This window comes from Flavobacterium sp. (genome assembly GCF_035299245.1).
In the GTDB taxonomy this organism is placed as follows: domain Bacteria; phylum Bacteroidota; class Bacteroidia; order Flavobacteriales; family Flavobacteriaceae; genus Flavobacterium.
The window spans coordinates 188,420-211,128 of sequence record NZ_DATGWY010000004.1; the positions used below are offsets into that span (position 1 = coordinate 188,420).

Annotated in this window: 22 protein-coding genes; 21 read left to right on the forward strand and 1 reads right to left on the reverse strand. The window is 35.0% G+C overall.

Annotated elements, in window-relative coordinates:
- Positions 1–12 precede the first annotated feature (12 nt).
- Entirely contained in the window at positions 13–1,068 is a 1,056-nt protein-coding gene (locus tag VK161_RS02485) for a ferredoxin--NADP reductase (RefSeq protein WP_324213174.1), read from the reverse strand.
- Between the two features lie 121 nt (positions 1,069–1,189).
- Here VK161_RS02485 and VK161_RS02490 point away from each other — a divergent pair, with 121 nt between their 5' ends.
- The 21 genes from VK161_RS02490 (at position 1,190) to VK161_RS02590 (ending at position 22,706) form a co-directional block, all read left to right on the forward strand.
- A complete protein-coding gene (locus tag VK161_RS02490) occupies positions 1,190–2,659 on the forward strand; it encodes a DUF5687 family protein (protein ID WP_324213175.1) in 1,470 nt (489 codons plus the stop codon).
- A gap of 33 nt (positions 2,660–2,692) precedes the next feature.
- Positions 2,693–3,391 (forward strand): ABC transporter ATP-binding protein, encoded by a 699-nt coding sequence (locus VK161_RS02495; protein WP_324213176.1) that lies wholly within the window; start codon positions 2,693–2,695, stop codon positions 3,389–3,391.
- 167 nt (positions 3,392–3,558) lie between these two features.
- Positions 3,559–6,369: a tetratricopeptide repeat protein gene (locus VK161_RS02500; RefSeq protein ID WP_324213177.1), complete on the forward strand. Its 2,811-nt coding sequence runs from the start codon at positions 3,559–3,561 to the stop codon at positions 6,367–6,369.
- A gap of 2 nt (positions 6,370–6,371) precedes the next feature.
- Positions 6,372–6,773 carry a polymer-forming cytoskeletal protein gene (locus tag VK161_RS02505; RefSeq protein ID WP_324213178.1) on the forward strand — a complete coding sequence of 134 codons (402 nt, stop codon included), beginning with the start codon at positions 6,372–6,374 and terminating at the stop codon, positions 6,771–6,773.
- Positions 6,742–6,960, forward strand: a complete 219-nt coding sequence (locus tag VK161_RS02510; RefSeq protein ID WP_324213179.1) for an AtpZ/AtpI family protein — start codon at positions 6,742–6,744, stop codon at positions 6,958–6,960. Before VK161_RS02505 ends, VK161_RS02510 begins: the two co-directional genes overlap by 32 nt.
- A gap of 529 nt (positions 6,961–7,489) precedes the next feature.
- Positions 7,490–8,668 (forward strand): F0F1 ATP synthase subunit A, encoded by a 1,179-nt coding sequence (atpB, locus tag VK161_RS02515; protein WP_324213180.1) that lies wholly within the window; start codon positions 7,490–7,492, stop codon positions 8,666–8,668.
- 73 nt (positions 8,669–8,741) lie between these two features.
- A complete protein-coding gene (gene atpE, locus VK161_RS02520; RefSeq protein WP_324213181.1) occupies positions 8,742–8,942 on the forward strand; it encodes an ATP synthase F0 subunit C in 201 nt (66 codons plus the stop codon).
- Between the two features lie 82 nt (positions 8,943–9,024).
- A complete protein-coding gene (locus tag VK161_RS02525) occupies positions 9,025–9,525 on the forward strand; it encodes a F0F1 ATP synthase subunit B (protein WP_324213182.1) in 501 nt (166 codons plus the stop codon).
- Positions 9,525–10,058 carry an ATP synthase F1 subunit delta gene (atpH, locus tag VK161_RS02530; protein ID WP_324213425.1) on the forward strand — a complete coding sequence of 178 codons (534 nt, stop codon included), beginning with the start codon at positions 9,525–9,527 and terminating at the stop codon, positions 10,056–10,058. Before VK161_RS02525 ends, atpH begins: the two co-directional genes overlap by 1 nt.
- A 23-nt stretch (positions 10,059–10,081) precedes the next feature.
- The gene (atpA, locus tag VK161_RS02535) at positions 10,082–11,659 is read left to right on the forward strand and encodes a F0F1 ATP synthase subunit alpha (protein ID WP_324213183.1); all 1,578 of its coding nucleotides are present in this window, start codon (positions 10,082–10,084) and stop codon (positions 11,657–11,659) included.
- Between the two features lie 74 nt (positions 11,660–11,733).
- Positions 11,734–12,594 carry an ATP synthase F1 subunit gamma gene (atpG, locus tag VK161_RS02540; protein ID WP_324213184.1) on the forward strand — a complete coding sequence of 287 codons (861 nt, stop codon included), beginning with the start codon at positions 11,734–11,736 and terminating at the stop codon, positions 12,592–12,594.
- A 136-nt stretch (positions 12,595–12,730) separates the two neighbouring features.
- Positions 12,731–14,299, forward strand: a complete 1,569-nt coding sequence (locus tag VK161_RS02545; protein ID WP_324213185.1) for a T9SS type A sorting domain-containing protein — start codon at positions 12,731–12,733, stop codon at positions 14,297–14,299.
- A gap of 69 nt (positions 14,300–14,368) precedes the next feature.
- Positions 14,369–14,806, forward strand: a complete 438-nt coding sequence (locus VK161_RS02550) for a GNAT family N-acetyltransferase (RefSeq protein ID WP_324213186.1) — start codon at positions 14,369–14,371, stop codon at positions 14,804–14,806.
- 12 nt (positions 14,807–14,818) lie between these two features.
- The gene (locus VK161_RS02555; protein ID WP_324213187.1) at positions 14,819–15,298 is read left to right on the forward strand and encodes a hypothetical protein; all 480 of its coding nucleotides are present in this window, start codon (positions 14,819–14,821) and stop codon (positions 15,296–15,298) included.
- A gap of 58 nt (positions 15,299–15,356) precedes the next feature.
- On the forward strand, positions 15,357–16,814 hold the full coding sequence (locus tag VK161_RS02560) for a lipopolysaccharide biosynthesis protein (RefSeq protein ID WP_324213188.1): 1,458 nt from the start codon (positions 15,357–15,359) through the stop codon (positions 16,812–16,814).
- A gap of 481 nt (positions 16,815–17,295) precedes the next feature.
- Complete coding sequence (gene dut / locus VK161_RS02565) at positions 17,296–17,730, forward strand: dUTP diphosphatase (RefSeq protein WP_324213189.1); 435 nt, start codon at positions 17,296–17,298, stop codon at positions 17,728–17,730.
- A 62-nt stretch (positions 17,731–17,792) separates the two neighbouring features.
- The gene (locus tag VK161_RS02570) at positions 17,793–18,155 is read left to right on the forward strand and encodes a four helix bundle protein (RefSeq protein ID WP_324213190.1); all 363 of its coding nucleotides are present in this window, start codon (positions 17,793–17,795) and stop codon (positions 18,153–18,155) included.
- 104 nt (positions 18,156–18,259) lie between these two features.
- Positions 18,260–19,270 (forward strand): sugar phosphate nucleotidyltransferase, encoded by a 1,011-nt coding sequence (locus tag VK161_RS02575; protein ID WP_324213191.1) that lies wholly within the window; start codon positions 18,260–18,262, stop codon positions 19,268–19,270.
- 59 nt (positions 19,271–19,329) lie between these two features.
- On the forward strand, positions 19,330–20,676 hold the full coding sequence (locus tag VK161_RS02580; RefSeq protein ID WP_324213192.1) for a tetratricopeptide repeat protein: 1,347 nt from the start codon (positions 19,330–19,332) through the stop codon (positions 20,674–20,676).
- Between the two features lies 1 nt (position 20,677).
- Complete coding sequence (locus VK161_RS02585; protein ID WP_324213193.1) at positions 20,678–21,448, forward strand: DUF4292 domain-containing protein; 771 nt, start codon at positions 20,678–20,680, stop codon at positions 21,446–21,448.
- Positions 21,449–21,452: 4 nt separating this feature from the next.
- Positions 21,453–22,706: a murein hydrolase activator EnvC family protein gene (locus VK161_RS02590; RefSeq protein WP_324213194.1), complete on the forward strand. Its 1,254-nt coding sequence runs from the start codon at positions 21,453–21,455 to the stop codon at positions 22,704–22,706.
- The last annotated feature ends 3 nt before the right edge of the window (positions 22,707–22,709 follow it).

Sequence of the window (22,709 nt, forward strand, 5' to 3'; positions counted from 1 at the left end):
CATACAACTGTTTTAAACATCATCAAAATCAACAAAAATTTCACTTGATGTTGGATGCGCTTGACACGTTAATATCAAACCATCGGCTACTTCTTTATCAGTTAAAATGGAATTTTTTTTCATCTCGGCCGTTCCTTTAGAAATTCGAGCCAAACAACTGCTACAAATTCCGCCTTGACACGAATACGGAGCGTCAATTCCTTGTTTTAAAGCCGCTTCCAAAAGAGTTTGTTTCTGACTCATTTCGAAAGTAGTTTCTTCGTCATCCACCAAAACCGTAATTTTAGTATGACCACTTCCTGAGCTTGCTGTAGTATTTTCTTCGGAAGAAGAAGTAGAAAACAGTTCAAATTTGATGTTTTTTTCGGTCACATTATGCTCTTTCAATACATTCGAAACCAAATTGATCATTTCCTCCGGACCGCATAAATAGAATTTGTCGAATTCTTTTTCTTTGTGTTTGTTGTTCAACACAAAATTCACATTGGATTTGTCAATTCGGCCAAAAAGTTCGCCTTCTACTTTAGTTTGACTGTACACATAATGTACAAAAAAGCGGCCTACGTATTGCAGTTGTAGTTCGTGCAATTGATGGAGAAAAATAGTATCGTTAGGCGTTTTATTTCCGTATACCAAAACAAAAGTACTGTTGGGTTCGTTTTCTAAAACCGATTGAAGAATAGACATTACGGGTGTAATTCCGCTTCCAGCAGCAAATCCTGCGTAATTTTTCTGACGGTCGGCGTTGGGTTCGAAAGTGAATTTCCCTTCAGGAACGCCAACTTCCAACAAATCGCCGGCTTTTAAATTTTCGTTGGCAAACCTCGAAAAATGTCCGTTAGCTACTGATTTTATAGAAATTCTCAATTCGCCACTATTTGGAGATGAACAAATCGAATACGCTCTTCTGATTTCTTTTCCGTCTAAAGTCAACTTTAAATTGACGTATTGACCTGCTATAAATTGATATGCCGATTGCAATTCGGTTGGAACTGAAAAAGCAACAGAAATGGCGTTTGGAGTTTCCTTTTTTACTTCTTTAATCTGTAATTTATAAAATGATGACATGTAGTTTTATTTTTGACAAAGGTAAGAAATACGACCGATTTAATAATTATAGAAACTTTGAAAATAGTTGTAACAAATCGAAACGTTTGTGAACTAATTCATAAACCAAAAACCATCCTTTATGTTCAAACACTTCATTAGACTCGAATGGAAAGCTTTTTTCCGATCGGCATCATTAGGAACTAACATTGCCATGAAAGTGATAATGGGTTTTGTTGCCGTTTATTTCATACTGATTTTTTCAGTCGCAGGAGTTTCTGTGTATTACGTTCTTAAAGAAAAACTGAAACTGGATCCAATGCTAACTGTAAACCAGTTCATGATTTATTACTTGGCAGTAGATTTGTTGATTCGGTATTTTTTGCAAAAAATGCCCGTTGTAAACATCAAACCATTGTTGCATTTACCCATTAAAAGAGGAACAATAGTTCATTTTACTCTTGGGAAAACGGCCTTGTCTTTTTTCAATTGGACGCATGCATTTTTCTTTGTTCCGTTTACCGTTGTGGCATTGATTGATGGTTGCGGATTGAACATGCTACTGTGGCATTTAGGAATTCTGGCGCTTATTTATTGTAACAACTTTTTGAACATCATAATTAATAATAAAAACATCGTCTTTTATAGTGTTTTAACGGTATTTGCTAGTTTGGCTTTGGCTCAATACTATCAAATTTTTGACATTACTAATTATACGGTTTCGTTTTTTCAAGCGATGTACACCACATCGTATGTTTTCATTCTGCCTATTTTAGCTCTTGTTGGATTGTATTATTCCGCTTTCAATTATTTCAAAAATCATCTCAATCTAGATGAAGGATTGGCCAAGAAAACCGATTTAGCCAAAACGGAGAACTACACTTGGTTGAACCAATTTGGAACTTTGGGTACTTTCTTAAAAAATGACATTCGATTATTGCGAAGAAACAAACGATCCAAAACTACATTGATAATGAGTGTGGTGTTTGTTTTTTATGGGTTACTGTTTTACACAGGTTCTATTGAAGCTTATGATAATCCAGCGATGAAAGTGTTTGCTGGGATTTTTGTTTCGGGCGGATTTTTATTCACTTTCGGACAATTCGTTCCGAGTTGGGACAGCGCATACTACCAATTGATGATGAGTCAAAACATTCCCTACAAAGAATACATCAAATCCAAATGGTGGTTGATGGTTATCGGAACAGTTTTTTCAACCATTTTAGCTTCGTTTTACTTGTTTTTTGGTCTGCATACCTACTTAATTGTTGTGGTTGCGGCGATTTTTAATATTGGTGTGAATTCACATTTGGTAATGTTTGGCGGTGCATTTGTGAAAACACCTATTGATTTAGCAAGCTCAAAACAAGCGTTTGGAGATAAACAAGCCTTTAACATGAAAACCATGCTAATTGCAATTCCAAAAATGGCTTTGCCTATGATTTTGTACGCAGCAGGATATTATCTTTTTTCACCCAACATCGGGTTGCTTTTTGTGGCATTGGCCGGAGTTTTAGGATTTGCTTTTAGAGATTATATGTTTTCTAAAATCGAAAAAATATACAAAACCGAAAAGTATGCTATCATTGCTGCATACAAACAAAAAAGCTAATTACCATTCACTAATTTCTAATATACTACACAAATGATACTTGCAAATAACCTTTCAAAAACGTACAACAACGGAGTTAAAGTTTTAAATATAAATAACCTTGAAATTCCAAAAGGACAAAGTTTCGGATTAGTAGGAAATAACGGAGCTGGAAAAACTACCTTTTTCAGTTTACTACTGGATTTAATTCAACCTTCAACAGGAAACATTACTAACAACGGAGTTCAAGTCAATACTAGTGAGTCATGGAAACCATTTACTTCGGCATTCATCGATGAAAGTTTCTTAATTGGATACTTAACGGCCGAAGAATATTTTTATTTCATTGGCGATTTGCGCGGTCAAAACAAAGCCGATGTAGATGCTTTATTGAAAAAACACGAAGAATTTTTTAACGGAGAAATTCTAAACAGCAAAAAATACCTTAGAGATTTATCCAAAGGAAACATGAAAAAAGTGGGAATTATTGCCACTTTAATCGGAAAGCCCGAAGTGGTTATTTTAGACGAACCGTTTGCCAACTTAGACCCAACCACAGTCAATCGTCTGAAAAAAATCATCAAGGAATTGGCCGATGATCCGAATGTAACCGTTTTGGTTTCTTCTCACGATTTGGTTCACACCGTTGAGGTATGCAACCGAATTGTAGCTTTACATTTAGGCGAAGTTGTAAAAGACATTCAAACTTCTCCTGAAACCTTAAAGGAATTGGAAGCCTTTTTTGCTGTTTAACAATTGAAGCACTGCCACGTGTGAATAAAGACTACGTGGTAGTGTTATCCGTTTACCGAATCAAAAAAACTATATTTTTTTTCACCATATCAAAAAGAAACGTATTTTTACCAGTTAGTTATACTAAAATTGACTTTTACGAGTTAATACTAAAAACGTTTTTTACATTGAAAACCATTACATCCAGACACTTAATACTTGGAGCACTACTTATTTTTTTAGTTGCTTGTTCAACCAAAAGAAATAGCTTTTTAAGTAGAAATTCTCATGCTCTTAGCACCAAATATAATATTTTATATAATGGAGGAATTGCTTTAGATAAAGGTGTTTCCGACTTAAAAACTACTTACAACGACAATTTCTGGGAAATTCTTCCAGTAGAACGAATGCAGGTTTCTAAAGAAGCAATGCTTCCAGGTCAAACTCCTAATCCGAACTTTGAACGTGCCGAAACCAAATCAGTAAAAGCCATTCAAAAACACTCAATGAACATTGATGGTTCTGAAAAAAACCCTCAAATGGACGAAGCGCATTTGATGTTAGGAAAAGCGCGGTATTACGATCAACGATTCATTCCAGCATTAGAAGCATTCAATTATGTATTGTACAAATACCCTAGTAGCGATAAAATTTATGAAGTAAAGATTTGGCGCGAAAGAACCAATATGCGTTTAGAAAATGATGCTCAGGCAGTTGCTAATTTGAGAAAGCTATTAAAAGAAATAAAATTTAAAGATCAAATTTTTGCTGATGCGAATGCTACTCTGGCTCAGGCATTTTTAAATTTGGAGGAAAAAGACAGCGCTATTGCTCGTCTTAAAATCGCCACTGAATTCACCAAAGAAAACGAAGAAAAGGCACGTTACCGATTTATTTTAGCACAATTACATGATCAGATGGGTCATAAAGATAGTGCGTATGTAATGTATCAAGAGGTGATTGATATGAACAGAAGATCGCCAAGACAATACGTAATCCAATCGCACATCAAACAGGCATTACAATTTGATTATGCATCAGGCGATACTTTGGCTTTCGTAAAAAAATACAAAGACCTACTTGAAGATCGTGAAAATCGTCCGTATTTGGATTTCTTAAACCACCAAATGGGATTGTTTTACGATAAACAAAACAACCACAAGCAAGCCATCAAGTACTATAACATTTCACTCAATTCGAAACCAAAAGACAATTATTTAATTGCCTCGAATCACAGAAATTTGGCCGATATTTACTTCAAAAAAGCCAAATACGTTGTTACTGGAAAGTATTTTGATAGCACGCTTGCCGTTTTGGATCCACGTTCAAGAGAGCACAAACTTATTTCCAAAAAGAGAGAAAATTTAGAAGATGTAATCAAATTTGAAGGAATAGCTCAACGCAACGACAGCCTTTTAAAAATGGCAAAAATGTCGCCAGCCGACAAAGAAGCGTACTTTAAAGAAGTCATCTCAAAACTTAAAGAAGAAGATAAAAAATTAAAAGAAAAATTAGCTCTTGAGGAAGAATCTAAAAGCGCCGACAGTCCTTCTATGAATCTTTTTGATAATGCAAAAGGTGCTGATACCAAGCCACAAGCTCTTGGTCCAAAAGCAGGAAGTTCAGCTGAATTCTATTTTTACAATCAAACCACAGTTGCCTATGGGCGAAATGAGTTTGCCAAAAAATGGGGAAAAAGAACACACGATGCCAATTGGAGATTATCGAGTTTACAAAAATCGAAATCCAACGAAAAAGAAGAGGAAGAAGAAGGCTCAAAAGATGTAGTTGAAAAAGAAGAAGCTCGTTTTACTACCGATTATTACATCAAAGATTTACCTTCTTCACAAAAAGAATTGGACAGCATTGCTAAAGAACGAAACTTTGCGTACTACCAATTGGGAGTTATTTATAAAGAGAAATTCAAAGAATACAAATTGGCTGCAAGTAAATTGGAAACGTTACTTGAAAACAATCCCGAAGAGCGATTGGTGTTGCCAGCCATGTATAATTTGTTTAAAATATACGAAATCATTGATCCAGCCAAAGCAGTTGCAATGAAAGGTCGCATCATATCAGAACATCCAAGTTCGAGATATGCTCAGATTCTAAACGATAATTCAGTGAGTTTGGAGTTAGGAAAGCCAGAAGTAGTGTATGCTAGTCTTTATAAAGATTTTGAGGCAGGATTGTTACGAGAAACGTTGGTAAAAACCGATATGGCTGTGGTGGAATTTGCTGGTGAAGAAATGTTGCCTAAATTCGAATTACTAAAAGCACAACTTATAGGGAAGTTATTTGGTTTAACAGAATACAAAAAAGCACTTAATTTTGTTGCTTTGACCTATCCAAATAGTCAAGAAGGAAAAGAAACTGAGAGATTTATCGCTACCAAAATACCGATGTTGGAAGCTTTGTATTTTGAAGACGAAGTGCCAACTAGCTGGAAGATTATCTACCAACCAAAGAGTTTAGTAGAAAAAGACAACAAAGTATTATTGGACAAACTCAATAAACTGGCCAAAGAACGTACGATAGAAAAATTAACTGTTTCAACCGATGTCTATACAATGGATAAAAATTTAATTGTTGTACACGGAATAACATCAAAAGAAAATGCTAAAGGATTATCACAGGTTTTAAAAGAATTTAAAGAATACAAAATCAACGATCCAGCGGTTATTATTTCGAGTGAGAATTATAAAATAGTTCAGATTTTCAAAAACTTAGAGGAATACATTGCCGGAACAGGTCCAAATTTTGAACCAAAGCAAAAACCAACAATTGTACTTCCTAAAGAAGAAGTAAAAGTTGAGAAACCTAAAGCGATAAGAGAACAAAAACCAGATGAGGTAAGAGATAATTCTTCAAAAGGCGAAATCAAGAATGAAACCAAAGGCTTTGATGTAAAAGGTCAAGATAAAGGCAGTGAAAAAGGAGATGATCCAGGAAACATGATGATGCCTCCATCTGTTAACAGTCAGCCAAAAAGAGGATAAGAATGTTTCAAAAAAGTCAAAAATCATATACCGATTTACTCGGAAAAACCAATAGGATTGTAGAAGGAACATCAATAAACGGGAACATTATTTCTCCTGCTGATTTCCGATTGGACGGTCATTTAATAGGGAATTTCCAATCCAAAGGGAAATTAGTTATTGGTCCGGCCGGACTTGTAAAAGGCGATATAGTTTGTAAAAATGCCGATATAGAAGGTCGTTTTGAAGGTAAAATCCAAGTTCTGGAAACGCTCAACATCAAATCAAAAGCCGTGATTATTGGTGATGTGGTTTGTGGGAAACTTTCGGTTGAGCCTGGAGCCGAGTTTAGTGCCACTTGTGTGATGAAAAACATTCAGAAATCCCATTCTAATGAACAACACACCGAAGAAAAAGCCCAATAAATGGTTGGTTTTAATCAACATTCCGATTCAAATGGGAGTGGTAATTTTTCTTTTTTCAAAAGGCGGGAATTGGTTGGACGATTATTATCCTAACAAACACAACGTTTTTGTAAAAGTATTAACCCTGCTTGGTATTGCCATTTCGTTTTATAATCTTAACCGTCAACTTAAAGACTTGAATTCGTAAATGAATAGCAATCAATGAAAACTACAGAATTCAAACTCCTAGCAAAGATGTTTCTTTTTTCTTTGCTAGTGTACCTTATCCACAAGCTTGTTTTCAGATTATTTTTCCCAATAGGGATTGAAAATCTTTTTATTTATTCTATTGAGTTATTGTATTTGTTTTTCTGTATTGCTTCAGCTGTGATAATAGGAATCCTAATTTTGGTCAACAGAAAGAACATTGATCACGTTGGTTTTACATTTCTTTTTTTAACCGTAGCCAAAATGGGAATTGCATTCTTTTTTATGCAACCCATACTTAAAGTTAAAGCCATTCATCAACCAACAGAAAAAATCAATTTTTTTGTAATTTTTATTCTTTTTTTAGCAATAGAAACCGTTATTGCTGTACGAATTTTAAACAATAAACAATAATTCATTCTTTAATCGATAATTTCATCAAAAAAAACAAAACTATTACTTTTAAATATTAATTAAAATTGTACTTTTGCACCAAATTTGAGAAAATAAAATTAAGATAATTATCAGATATGGTGTTTTCAAATAAATCACTTCAATTCATAACCGCTCTTTTAGTTGCGTGTCTACCAATAGCAACTAACGCAAATCCTGTAAACGATTCGGTTGCTACAACTGTTGAAACAACTCATGAAAAAGTGGCTCATGACACTGAAAATGCTCATGGAGAAAGCAATGAGCCAAAAGATATTAAAACAGAAATTAGTGAATTCATCAACCACCACTTAATGGATTCTTATGATTTTAATATCATGGGTTATAAAGATGATTCTGGTGAGCAACATCATGTTGGATTTCCATTACCAGTGATTCTTTTGGACAACGGATTACATATTTTCTCTTCTTCTAAATTTCACAACGAACATGAAACTGCTGAAGTTGATGGGAATTTTTACAAATTACACCACGGAAAAATTTATAAAGTTGATTCAGCTGATGGCGCTTTAACGTTAGACGATAAACATCACCCAACAAATACAAAACCTCTTGATTTTTCAATCACCAAAAACGTTTTTATGATTTTTGTGGTGGCTTTAATCATGTTTTTCTTATTTAGAGGTTTGGCCAAATCATACGGAAAAAACAATTCTATTGCTACTGGAGCAGGACGCTTTTTTGAACCTATCGTTTTATATGTTAGAGACGAAATTGCCATTCCAAATATCGGAGAGAAACACTACAAGAAATACATGAGTTATTTATTGACAATCTTTTTCTTCATTTGGTTTTTAAACATCTTCGGATTAACTCCACTAGGAATTAACGTAACAGGAAATATTGCCATCACAGCATGTTTAGCGTTGATTACTTATTTAATCACAACCTTTACAGCAAAGAAAGATTATTGGGGTCACATTTTCTGGATGCCAGGAGTACCAACATTAATGAAATTTGTATTAATGCCTATTGAATTATTAGGTACTATCATCAAACCATTCTCACTTATGATTCGTCTTTATGCTAACATTGTAGCAGGACACATCGTATTGATGAGTTTGATAGGATTAATGTTTATTTTCAAAAACTGGTTAGGAAGTAGCTTGTCGTTTTTATTGTCGTTTGCTATTTCTTTAATCGAAATATTAGTTGCTTTATTACAAGCGTATATCTTCACTATGTTGTCTGCATTGTATTTTGGTTCAGCTGTTGAAGAACACCACCACGAAGAAGCACACGAAGGTCATCATTAATAAAGAGTTATAAGCTAAAGCCAAGTGCTAGCTTAGAGCTATAAATTTGAATGTTTAATTAAATATATATATTATGGACATCCCAAGAATTGTTGGAGCAGGTTTAGTAGTAATCGGAGCAGGTATCGGTATCGGAAGAATCGGTGGTTCTGCAATGGACGCTATCGCTCGTCAACCAGATGCATCTGGAAAAATTCAAACTGCTATGCTTATTGCTGCAGCGTTAATCGAAGGTATCGGTTTCGCAGCTTTATTTGCTGTTGCAGAAAATTAATAAACAAAAAGCTATAACGGTTGGTTATAGCTTTTGTTTCTAAATTAGAAATTAAATTTTATACATATAATTACACTATAATATGGAAAAGTTAATAAGCGATTTTTCTCTCGGATTGTTTTTTTGGCAATCATTAATTTTCATTGGTTTAATTCTTTTGTTAAAGAAATTTGCATGGAAACCTATTCTTGATGCAGTAAACGAAAGAGAAGAAGGAATCAAAAATGCCTTACTTTCAGCAGAGAATGCTAAGAAAGAAATGCAAAATTTGAAATCAGACAATGAAAAATTATTGGCTGATGCAAGAGCTGAGCGTGATGCAATGTTAAAAGAGGCTAAAGAAATGAAAGATAAATTAGTTTCTGATGCCAAAGTTCAAGCGCAAGCGGAAGGAGAAAAAATGATTGCTCAAGCAAAAGCAGCTATCGAAAGCGAAAAGAATGCTGTGATGGCCGAATTGAAAAATCAGGTTTCTACATTATCTTTAGAGATTGCTGAAAAAGTATTAAGAGATGAATTATCTAACAAAGAATCTCAAACTAAATTAGTTGAGAAAATGTTAGGTGATGCTAAATTAAATTAATCATTATGTCTAGAGCTGCAATTCGATATGCAAAGGCAATAATAGACATTGCTACAACTTCAGGAAGAAATGAAGCTGTAAACAACGACATGAAAATGATTGTTGAAACAGTAGTATCTAGTTCTGAATTAAAAGACTTTTTAGCTAATCCAGTTATTAAAATGGAAGCTAAAAAAGCAGCATTGTCTGAATTGTTTTCAAATGTTCAACCTGAAACAAGTTCATTGTTTCACTTATTATTTGAAAACAAACGATTTGAAATTTTGGAATCCATAGCACAACAATACAATTTGCTTTTCGATGAAAGTAACGGAGTTGAAGTTGCCAAAGTAACAACAGCTTTTCCTATTACAGCCGAGTTACAAACCAAAGTGTTGGCTAAAATTGCAGAATTTTCAAACAAGAAAATTACGATTGAAAATATAGTAGATCCAGCTATTATTGGCGGATTTATATTACGTGTTGGTGATAAGCAATACAATGCTTCTGTAGCTAGCAAATTAGGTGAATTAAAAAGAGAGTTTAGTAATTAATATACCATTAAAGATATATCAAAATGGCAGAAATTAAACCAGCTGAAATTACAGCAATATTAAAAAAACAATTATCTGGTTTTGAATCAGGTGCTTCGTTAGAAGAAGTAGGAACAGTACTTCAAGTGGGTGATGGTATTGCTCGCGTTTACGGTTTGTCAAATGCTCAATACGGTGAGTTAGTTCAATTCGACAACGGATTAGAAGCAATCGTATTGAACTTAGAAGAAGACAACGTTGGGGTTGTACTTTTAGGTCCATCAACCGGAATTAGAGAAGGATCAACAGTAAAACGTACACAACGTATTGCCTCTTTAAAAGTAGGTGAGCAAATCGTTGGACGTGTTGTAGATACATTAGGAAACCCAATTGATGGTAAAGGACCAATCGGTGGTGAATTATACGAAATGCCTTTGGAAAGAAAAGCTCCTGGAGTTATCTTTCGTCAACCAGTAACTGAGCCATTACAAACAGGTATCAAATCAATCGATGCGATGATTCCAGTAGGTAGAGGTCAACGTGAGTTAGTTATCGGTGACCGTCAAACAGGTAAAACAACGGTTTGTATTGATACAATCTTAAATCAAAAAGAATTTTATGATGCTGGTCAACCAGTATTCTGTATATATGTTGCAATTGGACAAAAAGCTTCAACTGTAGCTGGAATTGCAAAAACATTAGAAGACAAAGGAGCAATGGCGTATACGGTTATCGTTGCTGCAAACGCTTCTGATCCAGCTCCAATGCAGGTATATGCTCCAATGGCGGGTGCTGCAATCGGAGAATATTTCCGTGATTCAGGTCGCCCAGCTTTGATTATCTATGATGATTTATCAAAGCAAGCGGTTGCTTACCGTGAGGTGTCACTTTTATTAAGAAGACCACCAGGACGTGAGGCTTACCCTGGAGACGTTTTCTACCTTCACTCTCGTTTATTAGAAAGAGCTTGTAAAGTAATTGCCGATGATGATATCGCGAAAAATATGAACGATTTACCAGAGACATTAAAAGGTATCGTAAAAGGTGGAGGCTCGTTAACCGCTTTACCAATTATCGAAACTCAAGCTGGTGACGTTTCTGCTTACATCCCAACCAACGTAATTTCGATTACTGACGGACAGATTTTCCTTGATGGTGATTTGTTCAACTCTGGGGTTCGTCCAGCAATTAACGTTGGTATTTCGGTATCTCGTGTTGGAGGTAATGCACAAATTAAATCAATGAAAAAGGTGGCTGGTACTTTAAAATTAGACCAAGCTCAATTCCGTGAATTGGAAGCGTTTGCTAAATTTGGTTCTGATTTAGATGCGGTTACTTTAAATGTAATTGAAAAAGGTAAAAGAAACGTTGAAATCTTAAAACAAGCCGTAAACGATCCTTACACTGTAGAAGATCAGGTAGCTATTATCTATGCAGGTTCTAAAAATTTGTTGAGAGATGTTCCAGTTGTAAAAGTAAAAGAATTTGAAAGTGATTACATTCAATACTTAAATACTAAGCACAGAGACGTTCTTAATGCTTTAAAAGCAGGTAAGTTAGACGATAACATTACTGAAGTTTTAGAAAAAGCAGCAAAAGAAGTAGCTGCAAAATATAATTAATAATTTGATGATTTGAAGATTTGAAGATGTAATCCATTTTCAAATTTTCAAATTGTCTCATTTTCAAATAAAACATGGCAAACTTAAAGGAAATCCGTAATAGAATTACTTCCGTTCAGTCGACGATGCAGATTACATCGGCGATGAAAATGGTTTCTGCGGCAAAGTTGAAAAAGGCACAAGATGCCATTACAGCAATGCGCCCTTATGCCGAAAAACTTACTGAATTGCTTCAAAATTTAAGTGCTACACTTGATGGTGAAGTAGGAGGAAGTTTTACATCGCAACGCGAAATTAAAAAAGTGCTTGTAGTAGCAATTACTTCTAACAGAGGTTTGGCTGGAGCATTCAATACCAATGTCATCAAACAAGTAAAAACAGTTGCCGAGCAATACGAAGGAAAACAAGTTGATGTATACGCAATTGGTAAAAAAGGGAACGATGTTTTAAAGAAAACCAATACGGTTATCAGTAACCAAACTACTATTTTCGATCATTTAACTTTTGAAAACGTAGCACAAATTGCTGATGAGTTGACCGAATTATTTACTTCTGGCGCTTACGATAAAATTGAAATTGTATACAATCAATTTAAAAATGCTGCAACTCAAATTGTTCAAACTGAGCAATTTTTGCCATTAGCTCCAGTAAAATCAGATAAAGCCGCTTCATCAGGTGATTATCTTTTTGAACCAACAAAAGAAGAAATCGTTTTAACGTTAATTCCAAAATCGTTAAAAACGCAATTGTATAAAGCAATTCGCGATTCATTTGCTTCTGAACACGGTGCTCGTATGACTGCAATGCACAAAGCAACAGACAACGCAACTGATTTGAGAAATCAATTAAAATTAACTTACAACAAAGCACGTCAAGCTGCTATTACTAACGAAATCTTAGAGATTGTTGGTGGAGCAGAAGCTTTAAAAGGATAGGTTAGTTGTTGTAATTCAAATATAAAGGTACTCTTTTGAGTGCCTTTTTTTATTTTTAGAAACTTAGTAATAAAAATTATTTTTTATATTCGTGTTGATTTACAATCATTTGCTATGAAAAATAAATACTTTTACTATGAAAAACAGATTTCTTTTACCAGTAACCCTCTTGGTTACTTACTTTTCCTTTTCTCAAAATTGGGGACTTGACCAAGATTTTAACTCGGTAGGCTACAACGCTACCGATTTGATTGTCAACGGCGATGATTATGCCGAATGCTTAACGATTCAAGACGACGGCAAAATTCTAGTCGGCGGCTACGGACTACGAATTGCCCGATACAATTCCGATGGAACGCTAGACACTAGTTTTAACACCATGGGATATACTTCTCCTTTTGGTACTAACGTTGGGTTAAATTACATCAAACAGATCATCATCACACCAACTAACAAAATTCTAGCTGTTGGAGCCATTTATACTACAAAATGGTACATTTATTTGGTGCAATATAATATGAATGGAACTTTAGACACCACTTTTGGAACCAATGGAAGAAGAAATATTGACGTGGGTCCATCCATAACAATGACGGTTGGAAACGCTCTTTATACTTCTGATAATAAAATTTTAATTACCACTAATTCGTATCAATCTGATGGTGATTTTAATATTGTAAAAACCAATAAATTTGGTGATATAGAAACTTCTTTTGGGACAAATGGAATTTCCACCTTTGATGGTATGAATAATGATTCAGAGGCAAGAATTGCCCTTCGAACTGATGGTAAAATTTTACTTTCAGGAAATTCGAATATCAATCCAGCATCAGGGACTTACAAACAACATGTTTTGATGTTAGTCAACCCAGACGGCACTTTAGACACTACTTTTGGTACCAACGGCAAAATCTTCACCAATTTTCATGTGAATAATTCTCAGCAAATAAAAAATTTGATGTTACTAAGCGATAATTCAATACTAATTTCTGGGGCGATATACACTAATAATCAAGCAAGTAATGATGGTTTTGTGGCCAAATACAACTCAACAGGACAACTTGATTCCTCATTTGGAACCAATGGAGTATGTACCGTTTCGTTTGTTAACTCGAATGGTTTTTTGGGAATGTCAGACTACATAAACAGTATGACAATTCAAAACGATAACAAAATAGTTGTTGCTGGGTTAACATCAGGATACCAAATGAGTAACAAATTTTGTGTCGGAAGGTTTAATTCTGATGGAACAATTGATACGACTTTTGGGACTAATGGTCAAATGTCGTTATCAATTTATGGCTATGATGATGTAGCTCTGGATGTAAAATCGCAATCGGATGGTAAAATAGTACTCTGCGGAACAACCAAAATAGCGAATTTCGACCGCTCGTATGTTGTGGCACGATTTACGCCCAATTCAACCATTTTATCTACATCCGAATTAAATTCTACACAATCGGTTCTACTATATCCCAACCCAACAAAAGATGAAATAACCATCAGCGGATTGAATTCCTACTTTTCAACAGACAAGCTATGCACTACTTTTTTTACTGTCGATGGTAAAGAGATGAAAACCTTAGAATGGATGAATACTACCGATTCTATTGAAGTTGATTTAAATAATTTTTCGACAGGCATTTATATTCTTAAAATCTCAGACGGAAGCAACGAAGTGATTAGAAAATTCATCAAACAGTAATTTTAAGATTTAATTATACTCAAAGAGGCGACAAAAGTGGCCTCTTTTTTTTATTTTTATAGAAAAAAAGTGGAAACAAAAATCCTAACCACAATCGACGAAATGGTGTCTGAAATCGAAATCATTCAACAACTCTATCCTGAAATCACACTTGAAAAGTACAAATTGTATCTTACTGAAATGATTCCGCACAACTACCAACAGCTCGCTATTTTTGAGCACGGTATTTGTATTGGATTAACTGGTTTTTGGTCGGGAATCAAACTTTGGTCGGGCAAATACATCGAAATAGACAATTTTATTGTACATTCCAATCACAGACGAAAAGGAATCGGTAAAATTATGACCGATTATATTTCCGATCTCGCTGAGCAAACCAATTGCAATATAGTGGTTCTCGATGCGTACACCGGAAATTTTAAAGCACATCGATTCTATTACAATCAAGGGTATGCGCCACGTGGATTCCACTTTGTAAAAACCTTGAATAAAGAAGGTTTAACCTAAAAAACGAAAGTAATGAAATTAGTATTTAGTTGTTTGATTATTGTAATGCTAAGCTGTTCTTCCTCAAAAAAAATCAGCACGCAATTGCCGTACGAAATCGAATCGGTTTATTTTCAAAAATGGATTGGCGGTCAGGAACAAACGGGTAGCGGAATCAATTTCTACATTCAATTCAAAAATCCTTTACCTGAAAATCAAACATTAGCCAAACTCTATTTTCAAAACAAAGAAGGTTTTTTTGATAAAGAAGACGAAACCCACTTTACCGTACGTTTCTATTCCAAACCTCAAAATCAAGATTTGATTATGGACGGCGACAGCACCAATGAATACGGTAATAAAGCACCCGAAATTACCCAACCCAAATTCGAATTGCAACCCAACGAAGCTATTTTAGAATTTCACAACGGAAACGAAATTCAACACTATAAAATTGTTGACATTAAAGAAAAAGAACTTCTCGCTTATCCGTCATCACGACCAAGAAATTAACTATTTTTGCTTTTCAAAACCGATGATTTCTACAATCAGCGTTTAAAAACACATTAACTTGAGCGTCTATAAAAACCTTTTTAAACAAACCTTAATTTATGGTTTAGCCACTGTGCTGCCTAGAATGTTGAGTTTTTTGCTCAATCCATTGTATGTTGACGTTTTACCTTCCAAAGAATTCGCCGATGTTTCCATCGTATTTTCATGGTTGGTATTTTTCAATGTCATACTATCCTACGGAATGGAAACGGCTTTTTTCCGCTTTTTCAATTCCGAAGACGATAAGAAAAAAGTTTTTTCGACTTCTATTGTCTCTCTTTTTTGGTCGTCTATGGTGTTTTTACTGCTTGCACTTTTATACCGAGATAAACTCGCCAGTTGGGCCAACATCGAAGTCGAATACGTTACCTATACCATTTGGATTTTAGCATTAGATGCCTTAGTAATTATACCTTTTTCTAAGCTCCGCGCCGAAAAAAGGCCACTGTATTATGCAGTAGTTAAAATCGGAAATGTTGTTGTGAATTTAGCGCTCAATCTCTTCTTTTTGTTGGTTTTACCCAAATTAGCGCACAATCATCCCGATGGCATTTTCAACACGTTTTATTATCCCGATTTTGAAGTGGGTTACATTTTTGTCTCTAATTTAATTGCTAGTTTAGCCACGTTCATTATTCTTTCACCCGATTATTTCAAACTCAATTGGAAATTCGACTGGACATTATGGAAAAAAATGATGACCTACGGTTTCCCCATTTTACTCGCCGGTTTGGCTTTCGCCATCAACGAACATTTTGACAAAATCCTTCTCGAAAAACTAAATGTTCCCAAGTCCGACATCGGTGCGTATGCTGCATGCTACAAAATCGGAATGTTTATGGTATTGTTCCGAACTGCCTATACACTCGGAATCGAACCGTTTTTCTTCAGTCACGCCAGCAACGAAAATGCCCAACAAACTTATGCGACCATCACCAAATATTTCGTCATTTTTGGGTCGTTCATTTGCTTATTTGTGATTGTATTTGTTGATGTTCTCAAACAAGTTTTGGTTCCAAATGAGAGTTATTGGGAAGCTATAAAAGTAGTTCCACTCATAGTTCTGGCCAATTTTTTCCTCGGTATTTACACCAACTTATCCGTTTGGTACAAACTCATTGACAAGACTAAAATCGGCGCTTACATCTCTATTATTGGCGCCATCGTAACACTTGCTTTGAATTATCTTTTGATACCTGAATTCAGCTATTACGGTTCGGCCGTAGCTACCATTGCAGCCTACGGAACCATGATGGTCATTTCTTACCGAATGGGACAAAAAAAATATCCAATTCCGTACGACAAACCTAGAATTTTAGGTTATTTAGCGCTGTCTATAGTGTTCTCGGCAGTTTCGTTTTACATTCCATCCTTACGCGATAATTACTATCTTAAAATAGCACTTCTTTCGTTGTTTTTATACTTTATTTACCACAATGAAAAAACCACTTTATTGCGTATTTTAAAAAGAAGCTAATCGCGCTGTCCGTTCCACTTTTTGCCTCAAAAGCGAGGTTTTTGTAAGCACAAAAAGCGCTTCCGTTGGTCGCGTTTTTGCACCAACAAAAACCAAACGCTTTCAAGACAAAAGAGTTCACTTCCATCACGGCTAGAGCAGTGTTCAGTATTCAGAAGGCAGTGTTCAGAAATCTTCTAATAGCATTCTAATTCATTTCATCCGCGTTCCCAATTAGTTTTCAGTCACAGTCACAGTTTTCAGAAAAAATCCTTTTCATCCGCGTTCCAAAACCATAAGCAAAGTGAATAATCTGTGAATCAGTGGCAAACAGTAATCAATAGAAATTATAAATCTGCGACAATCCGTTTCATCTGTGTTATCCGCGTTCCAACCATGAGCGAAGCGAATGATTCAAATATTCACAGCAAAACTTAATCACTTTTTGTGTTAAAATGGAAATCCTTACTATCTTAGCAAAGTAGAAAATTCAAACCAAAAAATGACCATCAAAATAATCAACAAATCGGCTCACGAACTGCCTAATTACGAAACCATTGCCTCAGCCGGAATGGATTTAAGAGCCAATATTTCTGAATCCATAACACTAAAATCACTAGAACGAACGATTGTAAAAACCGGTCTTTTCATCGAATTGCCTATCGGTTACGAAGCGCAAGTACGCCCAAGAAGTGGTTTGGCAGCCAAAAAAGGCATCACCGTTCTCAATTCGCCCGGAACCATCGATGCCGATTATCGAGGTGAAATCGGAGTAATTTTAGTAAATTTATCCAACGAAGATTTTGTAATCGAAAATGGTGAACGCATCGCACAACTCATCATCGCCAAACACGAACGCGCTGAGTGGATTGAAGTTCAAGAATTATCCGAAACCTCAAGAGGCGAAGGCGGATTTGGTAGCACAGGAGTAAAATAGTGTTCTATTTCAAAATTCAATATTCTTTGTTAAAATATAAACCAATAAAACTATTCTAAGCCATGAAAAAATTTGATTTACACGAACGATTAATTGATTTTGCTGTAACAATAATAGATATTACAGACAATTTAAAAACAACCAAAGCAGGAAATCATTTATCAGGACAAATTGTTAGGTCAGGTACAGCACCATCATTGAATTATAGTGAAGCTCAAAGTGCTGAATCCAGAAATGACTTCATTCATAAAATGTCAGTTGTTTTGAAAGAATTACGTGAGACTCATTCTTGTTTGAAAATCATTCATAGAGCAAAAATATATCTCAAAGGCGAACAAAATTTATTAGTTTCAATAAAGGAAAACGATGAATTAATTTCAATTTTTGTAAAAAGTATAGAAACATCAAGAAGTAAAAATAAGTAGTAAGATATTTCAATATTCAAAATTCCAAGTTGAGTGTTCAAAATTCAAATAATGTTGAATATTCAATTTTGAACAACGAATGTTGAAGTTTAAAAGTAATAATAATGAAAATAATAGTACCAATGGCTGGACGTGGTTCACGTCTTCGCCCACACACATTAACCATCCCAAAACCATTAATTCCAATTGCCGGAAAACCCATCGTTCATCGCTTGGTAGAAGATATCGCCGGAGTTTTGAATCAACCTATTGAAGAAATTGCCTTCATCATCCACGAAAGTTTTGGCAAAAAAGTAGAAGAAGAATTAGTTGCCATCGCCCAAAAATTAGGCGCAAAAGGAACAATATATTATCAAAATGAAGCGTTAGGAACAGGACACGCAATTATGTGTGCCGAAGATTCGTTAAGCGGACCAGCGGTAATTGCTTATGCCGATACATTAATTCGAGCTGATTTTGATCTTGATGTTACTGCTGATAGTGTTATTTGGGTAAAACAAGTAGATCAACCCGAAGCATTTGGAGTGGTAAATTTGAACGAAAACAATGAAATCATCGAACTGGTTGAAAAGCCAAAAGAATTTGTTTCAGACCTTGCAGTTATTGGTATTTATTATTTTAAAGATGTTGGCGTGCTGAAAAATGAGTTGCAATTGGTAATCAAAAACAACATCATTCACGGTGGCGAATACCAAATAAACGACGGAATCAAACAAATGATGGCAAAAGGCATGAAATTTGTACCAGGTGAAGTCGATGAATGGATGGATTGCGGAAACAAAGATGTAACCGTTGACACTAACAACAGAATGTTGAATTTCTTACATAATGACGGAATTTACTTAGTTGATTACGATGTTAAGCAAGAGAATTCAACCATAATTCCACCGTGTTACATTGGTGAAGATGTAGTTTTAATCAATGCTACAGTTGGACCTAATGTGTCACTAGGAAAAGGATGTCACGTGATGGATTCAACTATAAAAAACAGTTTGATTCAAACGCATGCTCACATCAAAAACGCCCATTTAGACAATGCAATGATTGGTAATCATGTATCGTTTGATGGTAAGTTTACAAGCATCAGCATCGGAGATTATTCGGTTTTAGAATAATGCTCTCCTAACAGGTTTTCAAAACCTGTTAGGTATTAAAGAAACAAGGAATCAAATAAATGAAAAAAAGTATTTTTTTAGCATTTTTTCTCGGAATGTTTTTCGTTCCAACATCGTTTTGGGCTCAAACTGAACCCGAAGACATTGCTATTGATTCCGATGCGTTTCAAGATCATTTTTATGAAGCATTGAAGCAAAAAGGAATCGAAAATTACGATAAAGCAATCGAATCGCTAGAAAAATGCATCGCAATTCAACCCAATAACGCGACACTTTTTTTTGAGTTAGGGAAAAATTATTACAGCCAAAAAAAATACAAAGACGCCTACGATAATTTCGAAAAAGCAACTCAAATTGATTCTAAAAACCGTTGGTCTTGGGTCGGAATGTACGACGTTTGCTACGATACACGCGATTATAATCAAGCGATAATCATTGTACAAAAACTCATCGAATTCAAAGAAGAATACAAAGACGATTTGACTTCGCTGTACATGAATACGCAACAATACGACAAAGCGTTGACTTTAATTAACGAACTGAATGATAAATTCGGGAAGTCAGAACAACGCGATATTTACAAAAGCCAAATTCTACAAGACGCCAAATACCAAGGTCCAGAAAAAAACAATTTGTTGGAGCAAATCAAGAAAAATCCAAAAGAAGAGTCCAATTACATCGAACTAATTTCGATTTACTCCAAAAGCAATCAAGAAGAGAAAGCACTCGAAATTGCCAAACAACTCGAGAAAGAAATTCCAACTTCCGATTGGGCACAAGTGAGTTTGTTTAAATTCCATTTGAATAATAACGATGGTGATAAAGCCGTAGTTTCAATGAATAAAGTGTTTGCAAGTGACAAAATTGATAAAAAAATCAAACACCGAATTCTGAATGAGTTTCTAATTTTCACTCAGAAAAACCCCAATTATTCAAACGAATTAAGCAAAGCAATCAGTTATTTTGAAAACGATAAAGAAGTAAAAGTAGCCAAAGAAATTGGGAAGTTTTATGTGAATAAAAAGGATTGGCCCAATGCCATTAAGTTTTTCGAGATGCATTTAAAATCAAATTCAGACGATGTTGAAACAGGATTGTTGTTGATGCAGTGTTACGTTGAAAAAGCCGATTTTACTACTTTAATTTCGAAATCAGAAGAATGGATTCAATTGTTTCCAACACAACCGCAGTTTTATTATTACCAAGGTTTGGGTTTCAATCAAAATAAGGAATACAAAAAAGCCAAAGACATACTGGAAATGGGAATGGATTATTTAGTGGATGATGTGGCTACCGAAATCAATATGAATATTCAATTAGGCGAAGCGTATCATGGTTTAGGCGATGAAAAAAAGAAAGAAATTTACTTTACCAAAGCCAATGAATTACTTAAAAAGAAACGATAAAATGATGAAGCGAATAGGATTTTTAATGGTGGTATTTTTGGTAGCCTCGTGCAAGCCAAAACAATTATTGGTTTCAACAGAAGCAAGTAATGAAATTTCGGCACAAAAAATCATCAGCAATCACTACAACAATAATTTCGACTTTTCTACATTATACATTAAAGCAAGTGCCAAATACCAAGACGATAAACAATCGCAAGGCGTTACCGCTGAAATTAAAATAAAGAAAAACGAAAAGATATTAGTAAGTATTCGTTTTTTAGGAATAACAATGGCCAAAGCCTTGATTACACCCGAATCAGTTCAGTATTACGAAAAAATGAACGGCAGTTATTTTGAAGGTGATTATGCGGCATTGAGTAAATGGCTCGGAACCGATTTGGACTACAATAAAGTACAAAACATGCTACTCGGTAAAGCAATTGACGATTTAACCCAATCCAAATACAAAGCCACTATTACGGATAAATTGTACAAATTAGAAGATACAGAAAGCAAAAACACACACAAGGAATTCTTCTTTGAAGCCGAGCAATTTTTAGTTAAAAAACAAGAAGTGTCTCAACAGCAATTGGCACGAAAATTTCAAATTGTGTATCCAGAATACCAAAAGCAAAATGATTTATTTTTGCCTTTATTATTGAATATTGAGGCCAATCAAGACGACAAAAAAACAACCATAGACATCGATTATAAATCCATTTCAGTAAACGAAGAGTTTTCGTTTCCGTATTCGGTTCCTGAGGGTTATGAACGAATTTTCATAAAATAAAAACATGATTAGACAGATTTTTACATTTATTTTTCTTTTGATTACTAGTGTTTCATTGGCACAGGTAGATCAAGAAGAATTGGAGCGCAAAAAAGCCAAATTATTGAAAGAAATTCAAGAAAAAGAAGCACAACTTCAATCGGTTCGTTCAAAGGAAAAGTCAGTAGTAAAATTGTTGCAATTGCAAAAAGAAAAAATCGGTTTGAAAGAGTCGTTAATCAATACAACTGCCAAGCAAACCAAAGTACTGAGCAATAATATTTATCTGAACCAGAGAGAAGTTAATAAGCTCAATAAAGAACTCAAAGAACTCAAAGAAGACTACGCACAAATGATTGTAAAATCATACAAGAGTAGATCAACGCACAGTAGAGCCATGTTTTTATTGTCGTCTGAAAACTTTTCTCAAGCCTACAAACGTTTGCAATACATGAAGCAATACAACAGCTACAGAAAAATGCAAGCCGAAGAAATAGTCAAGAAAACAACAGAGTTAAAAGATTACAATGCGAAATTATCAGGGCAAAAAACTGAAAAGGAAAAGCTTCTAGCTGAACAAGAAAAGCAGAAACAAGAGTTAGTAAAGGAGAAATTAGATCAAGAGAAAATCGCAAACAGTCTTAAAAAAGACAAAAAGCAAATTGCCGCTGAGATTAAAAAGAAACAGCAAGAAACGAAGAAAATCGATGCTCAGATTCAGAAATTAATCAAAGATGCGATTGCTGAAGCGAATAAAAAAGCGGCTGCAGCCAAAGCCAAAGCCAACCCAAAAACGACCACTGCTGCCGAAACCAAAGCAATCGAAACTTCAACTAAAATTGTGTTGACACCCGAAGCCAAATTGGTATCGGATAATTTCAAAGCCAACAAAGGAAGATTGCCTTGGCCAGTTGAAAAAGGAGCAATTACTCTTGGCTACGGTAACCAATCGCATCCAGTATACAAATCACTTGTGGTTCACAATAGCGGAATCGAAATCACTACAGAAAGCGGCGCTAATGCACGCGCTGTTTTTGCTGGAGAAGTTACCAAAGTAATCGTAATTTCGCCTTTAAACAAAGCGGTTTGTGTGCAACACGGAGATTATTTCACAGTGTACCAAAATCTAAGTTCGGTAAATGTAAGTGCAGGCGACAAAGTATCCGCAAAACAAAGCTTAGGAAAAATCAGAACCAATGCCGAAGGAAAAACCGTCTTGAAGTTCATGGTTTCTCAAAACACTACTTATTCCAATCCACAACAATGGATTAGCCAATAAAAA

Coding starts and splice junctions, on each gene's coding strand:
- VK161_RS02585 (WP_324213193.1), top strand. CDS start 20,678: ATGATGAAGCGAATAGGATTTTTAATGGTGGTATTTTTGGTAGCCTCG.
- VK161_RS02525 (WP_324213182.1), top strand. CDS start 9,025: ATGGAAAAGTTAATAAGCGATTTTTCTCTCGGATTGTTTTTTTGGCAA.
- VK161_RS02485 (WP_324213174.1), bottom strand. CDS start 1,068: ATGTCATCATTTTATAAATTACAGATTAAAGAAGTAAAAAAGGAAACT.
- VK161_RS02570 (WP_324213190.1), top strand. CDS start 17,793: ATGAAAAAATTTGATTTACACGAACGATTAATTGATTTTGCTGTAACA.
- atpB (WP_324213180.1), top strand. CDS start 7,490: ATGGTGTTTTCAAATAAATCACTTCAATTCATAACCGCTCTTTTAGTT.
- VK161_RS02580 (WP_324213192.1), top strand. CDS start 19,330: ATGAAAAAAAGTATTTTTTTAGCATTTTTTCTCGGAATGTTTTTCGTT.
- VK161_RS02545 (WP_324213185.1), top strand. CDS start 12,731: ATGAAAAACAGATTTCTTTTACCAGTAACCCTCTTGGTTACTTACTTT.
- VK161_RS02505 (WP_324213178.1), top strand. CDS start 6,372: ATGTTTCAAAAAAGTCAAAAATCATATACCGATTTACTCGGAAAAACC.
- dut (WP_324213189.1), top strand. CDS start 17,296: ATGACCATCAAAATAATCAACAAATCGGCTCACGAACTGCCTAATTAC.
- atpA (WP_324213183.1), top strand. CDS start 10,082: ATGGCAGAAATTAAACCAGCTGAAATTACAGCAATATTAAAAAAACAA.
- atpE (WP_324213181.1), top strand. CDS start 8,742: ATGGACATCCCAAGAATTGTTGGAGCAGGTTTAGTAGTAATCGGAGCA.
- VK161_RS02575 (WP_324213191.1), top strand. CDS start 18,260: ATGAAAATAATAGTACCAATGGCTGGACGTGGTTCACGTCTTCGCCCA.
- VK161_RS02590 (WP_324213194.1), top strand. CDS start 21,453: ATGATTAGACAGATTTTTACATTTATTTTTCTTTTGATTACTAGTGTT.
- atpG (WP_324213184.1), top strand. CDS start 11,734: ATGGCAAACTTAAAGGAAATCCGTAATAGAATTACTTCCGTTCAGTCG.
- VK161_RS02490 (WP_324213175.1), top strand. CDS start 1,190: ATGTTCAAACACTTCATTAGACTCGAATGGAAAGCTTTTTTCCGATCG.
- VK161_RS02495 (WP_324213176.1), top strand. CDS start 2,693: ATGATACTTGCAAATAACCTTTCAAAAACGTACAACAACGGAGTTAAA.
- VK161_RS02510 (WP_324213179.1), top strand. CDS start 6,742: ATGAACAACACACCGAAGAAAAAGCCCAATAAATGGTTGGTTTTAATC.
- VK161_RS02555 (WP_324213187.1), top strand. CDS start 14,819: ATGAAATTAGTATTTAGTTGTTTGATTATTGTAATGCTAAGCTGTTCT.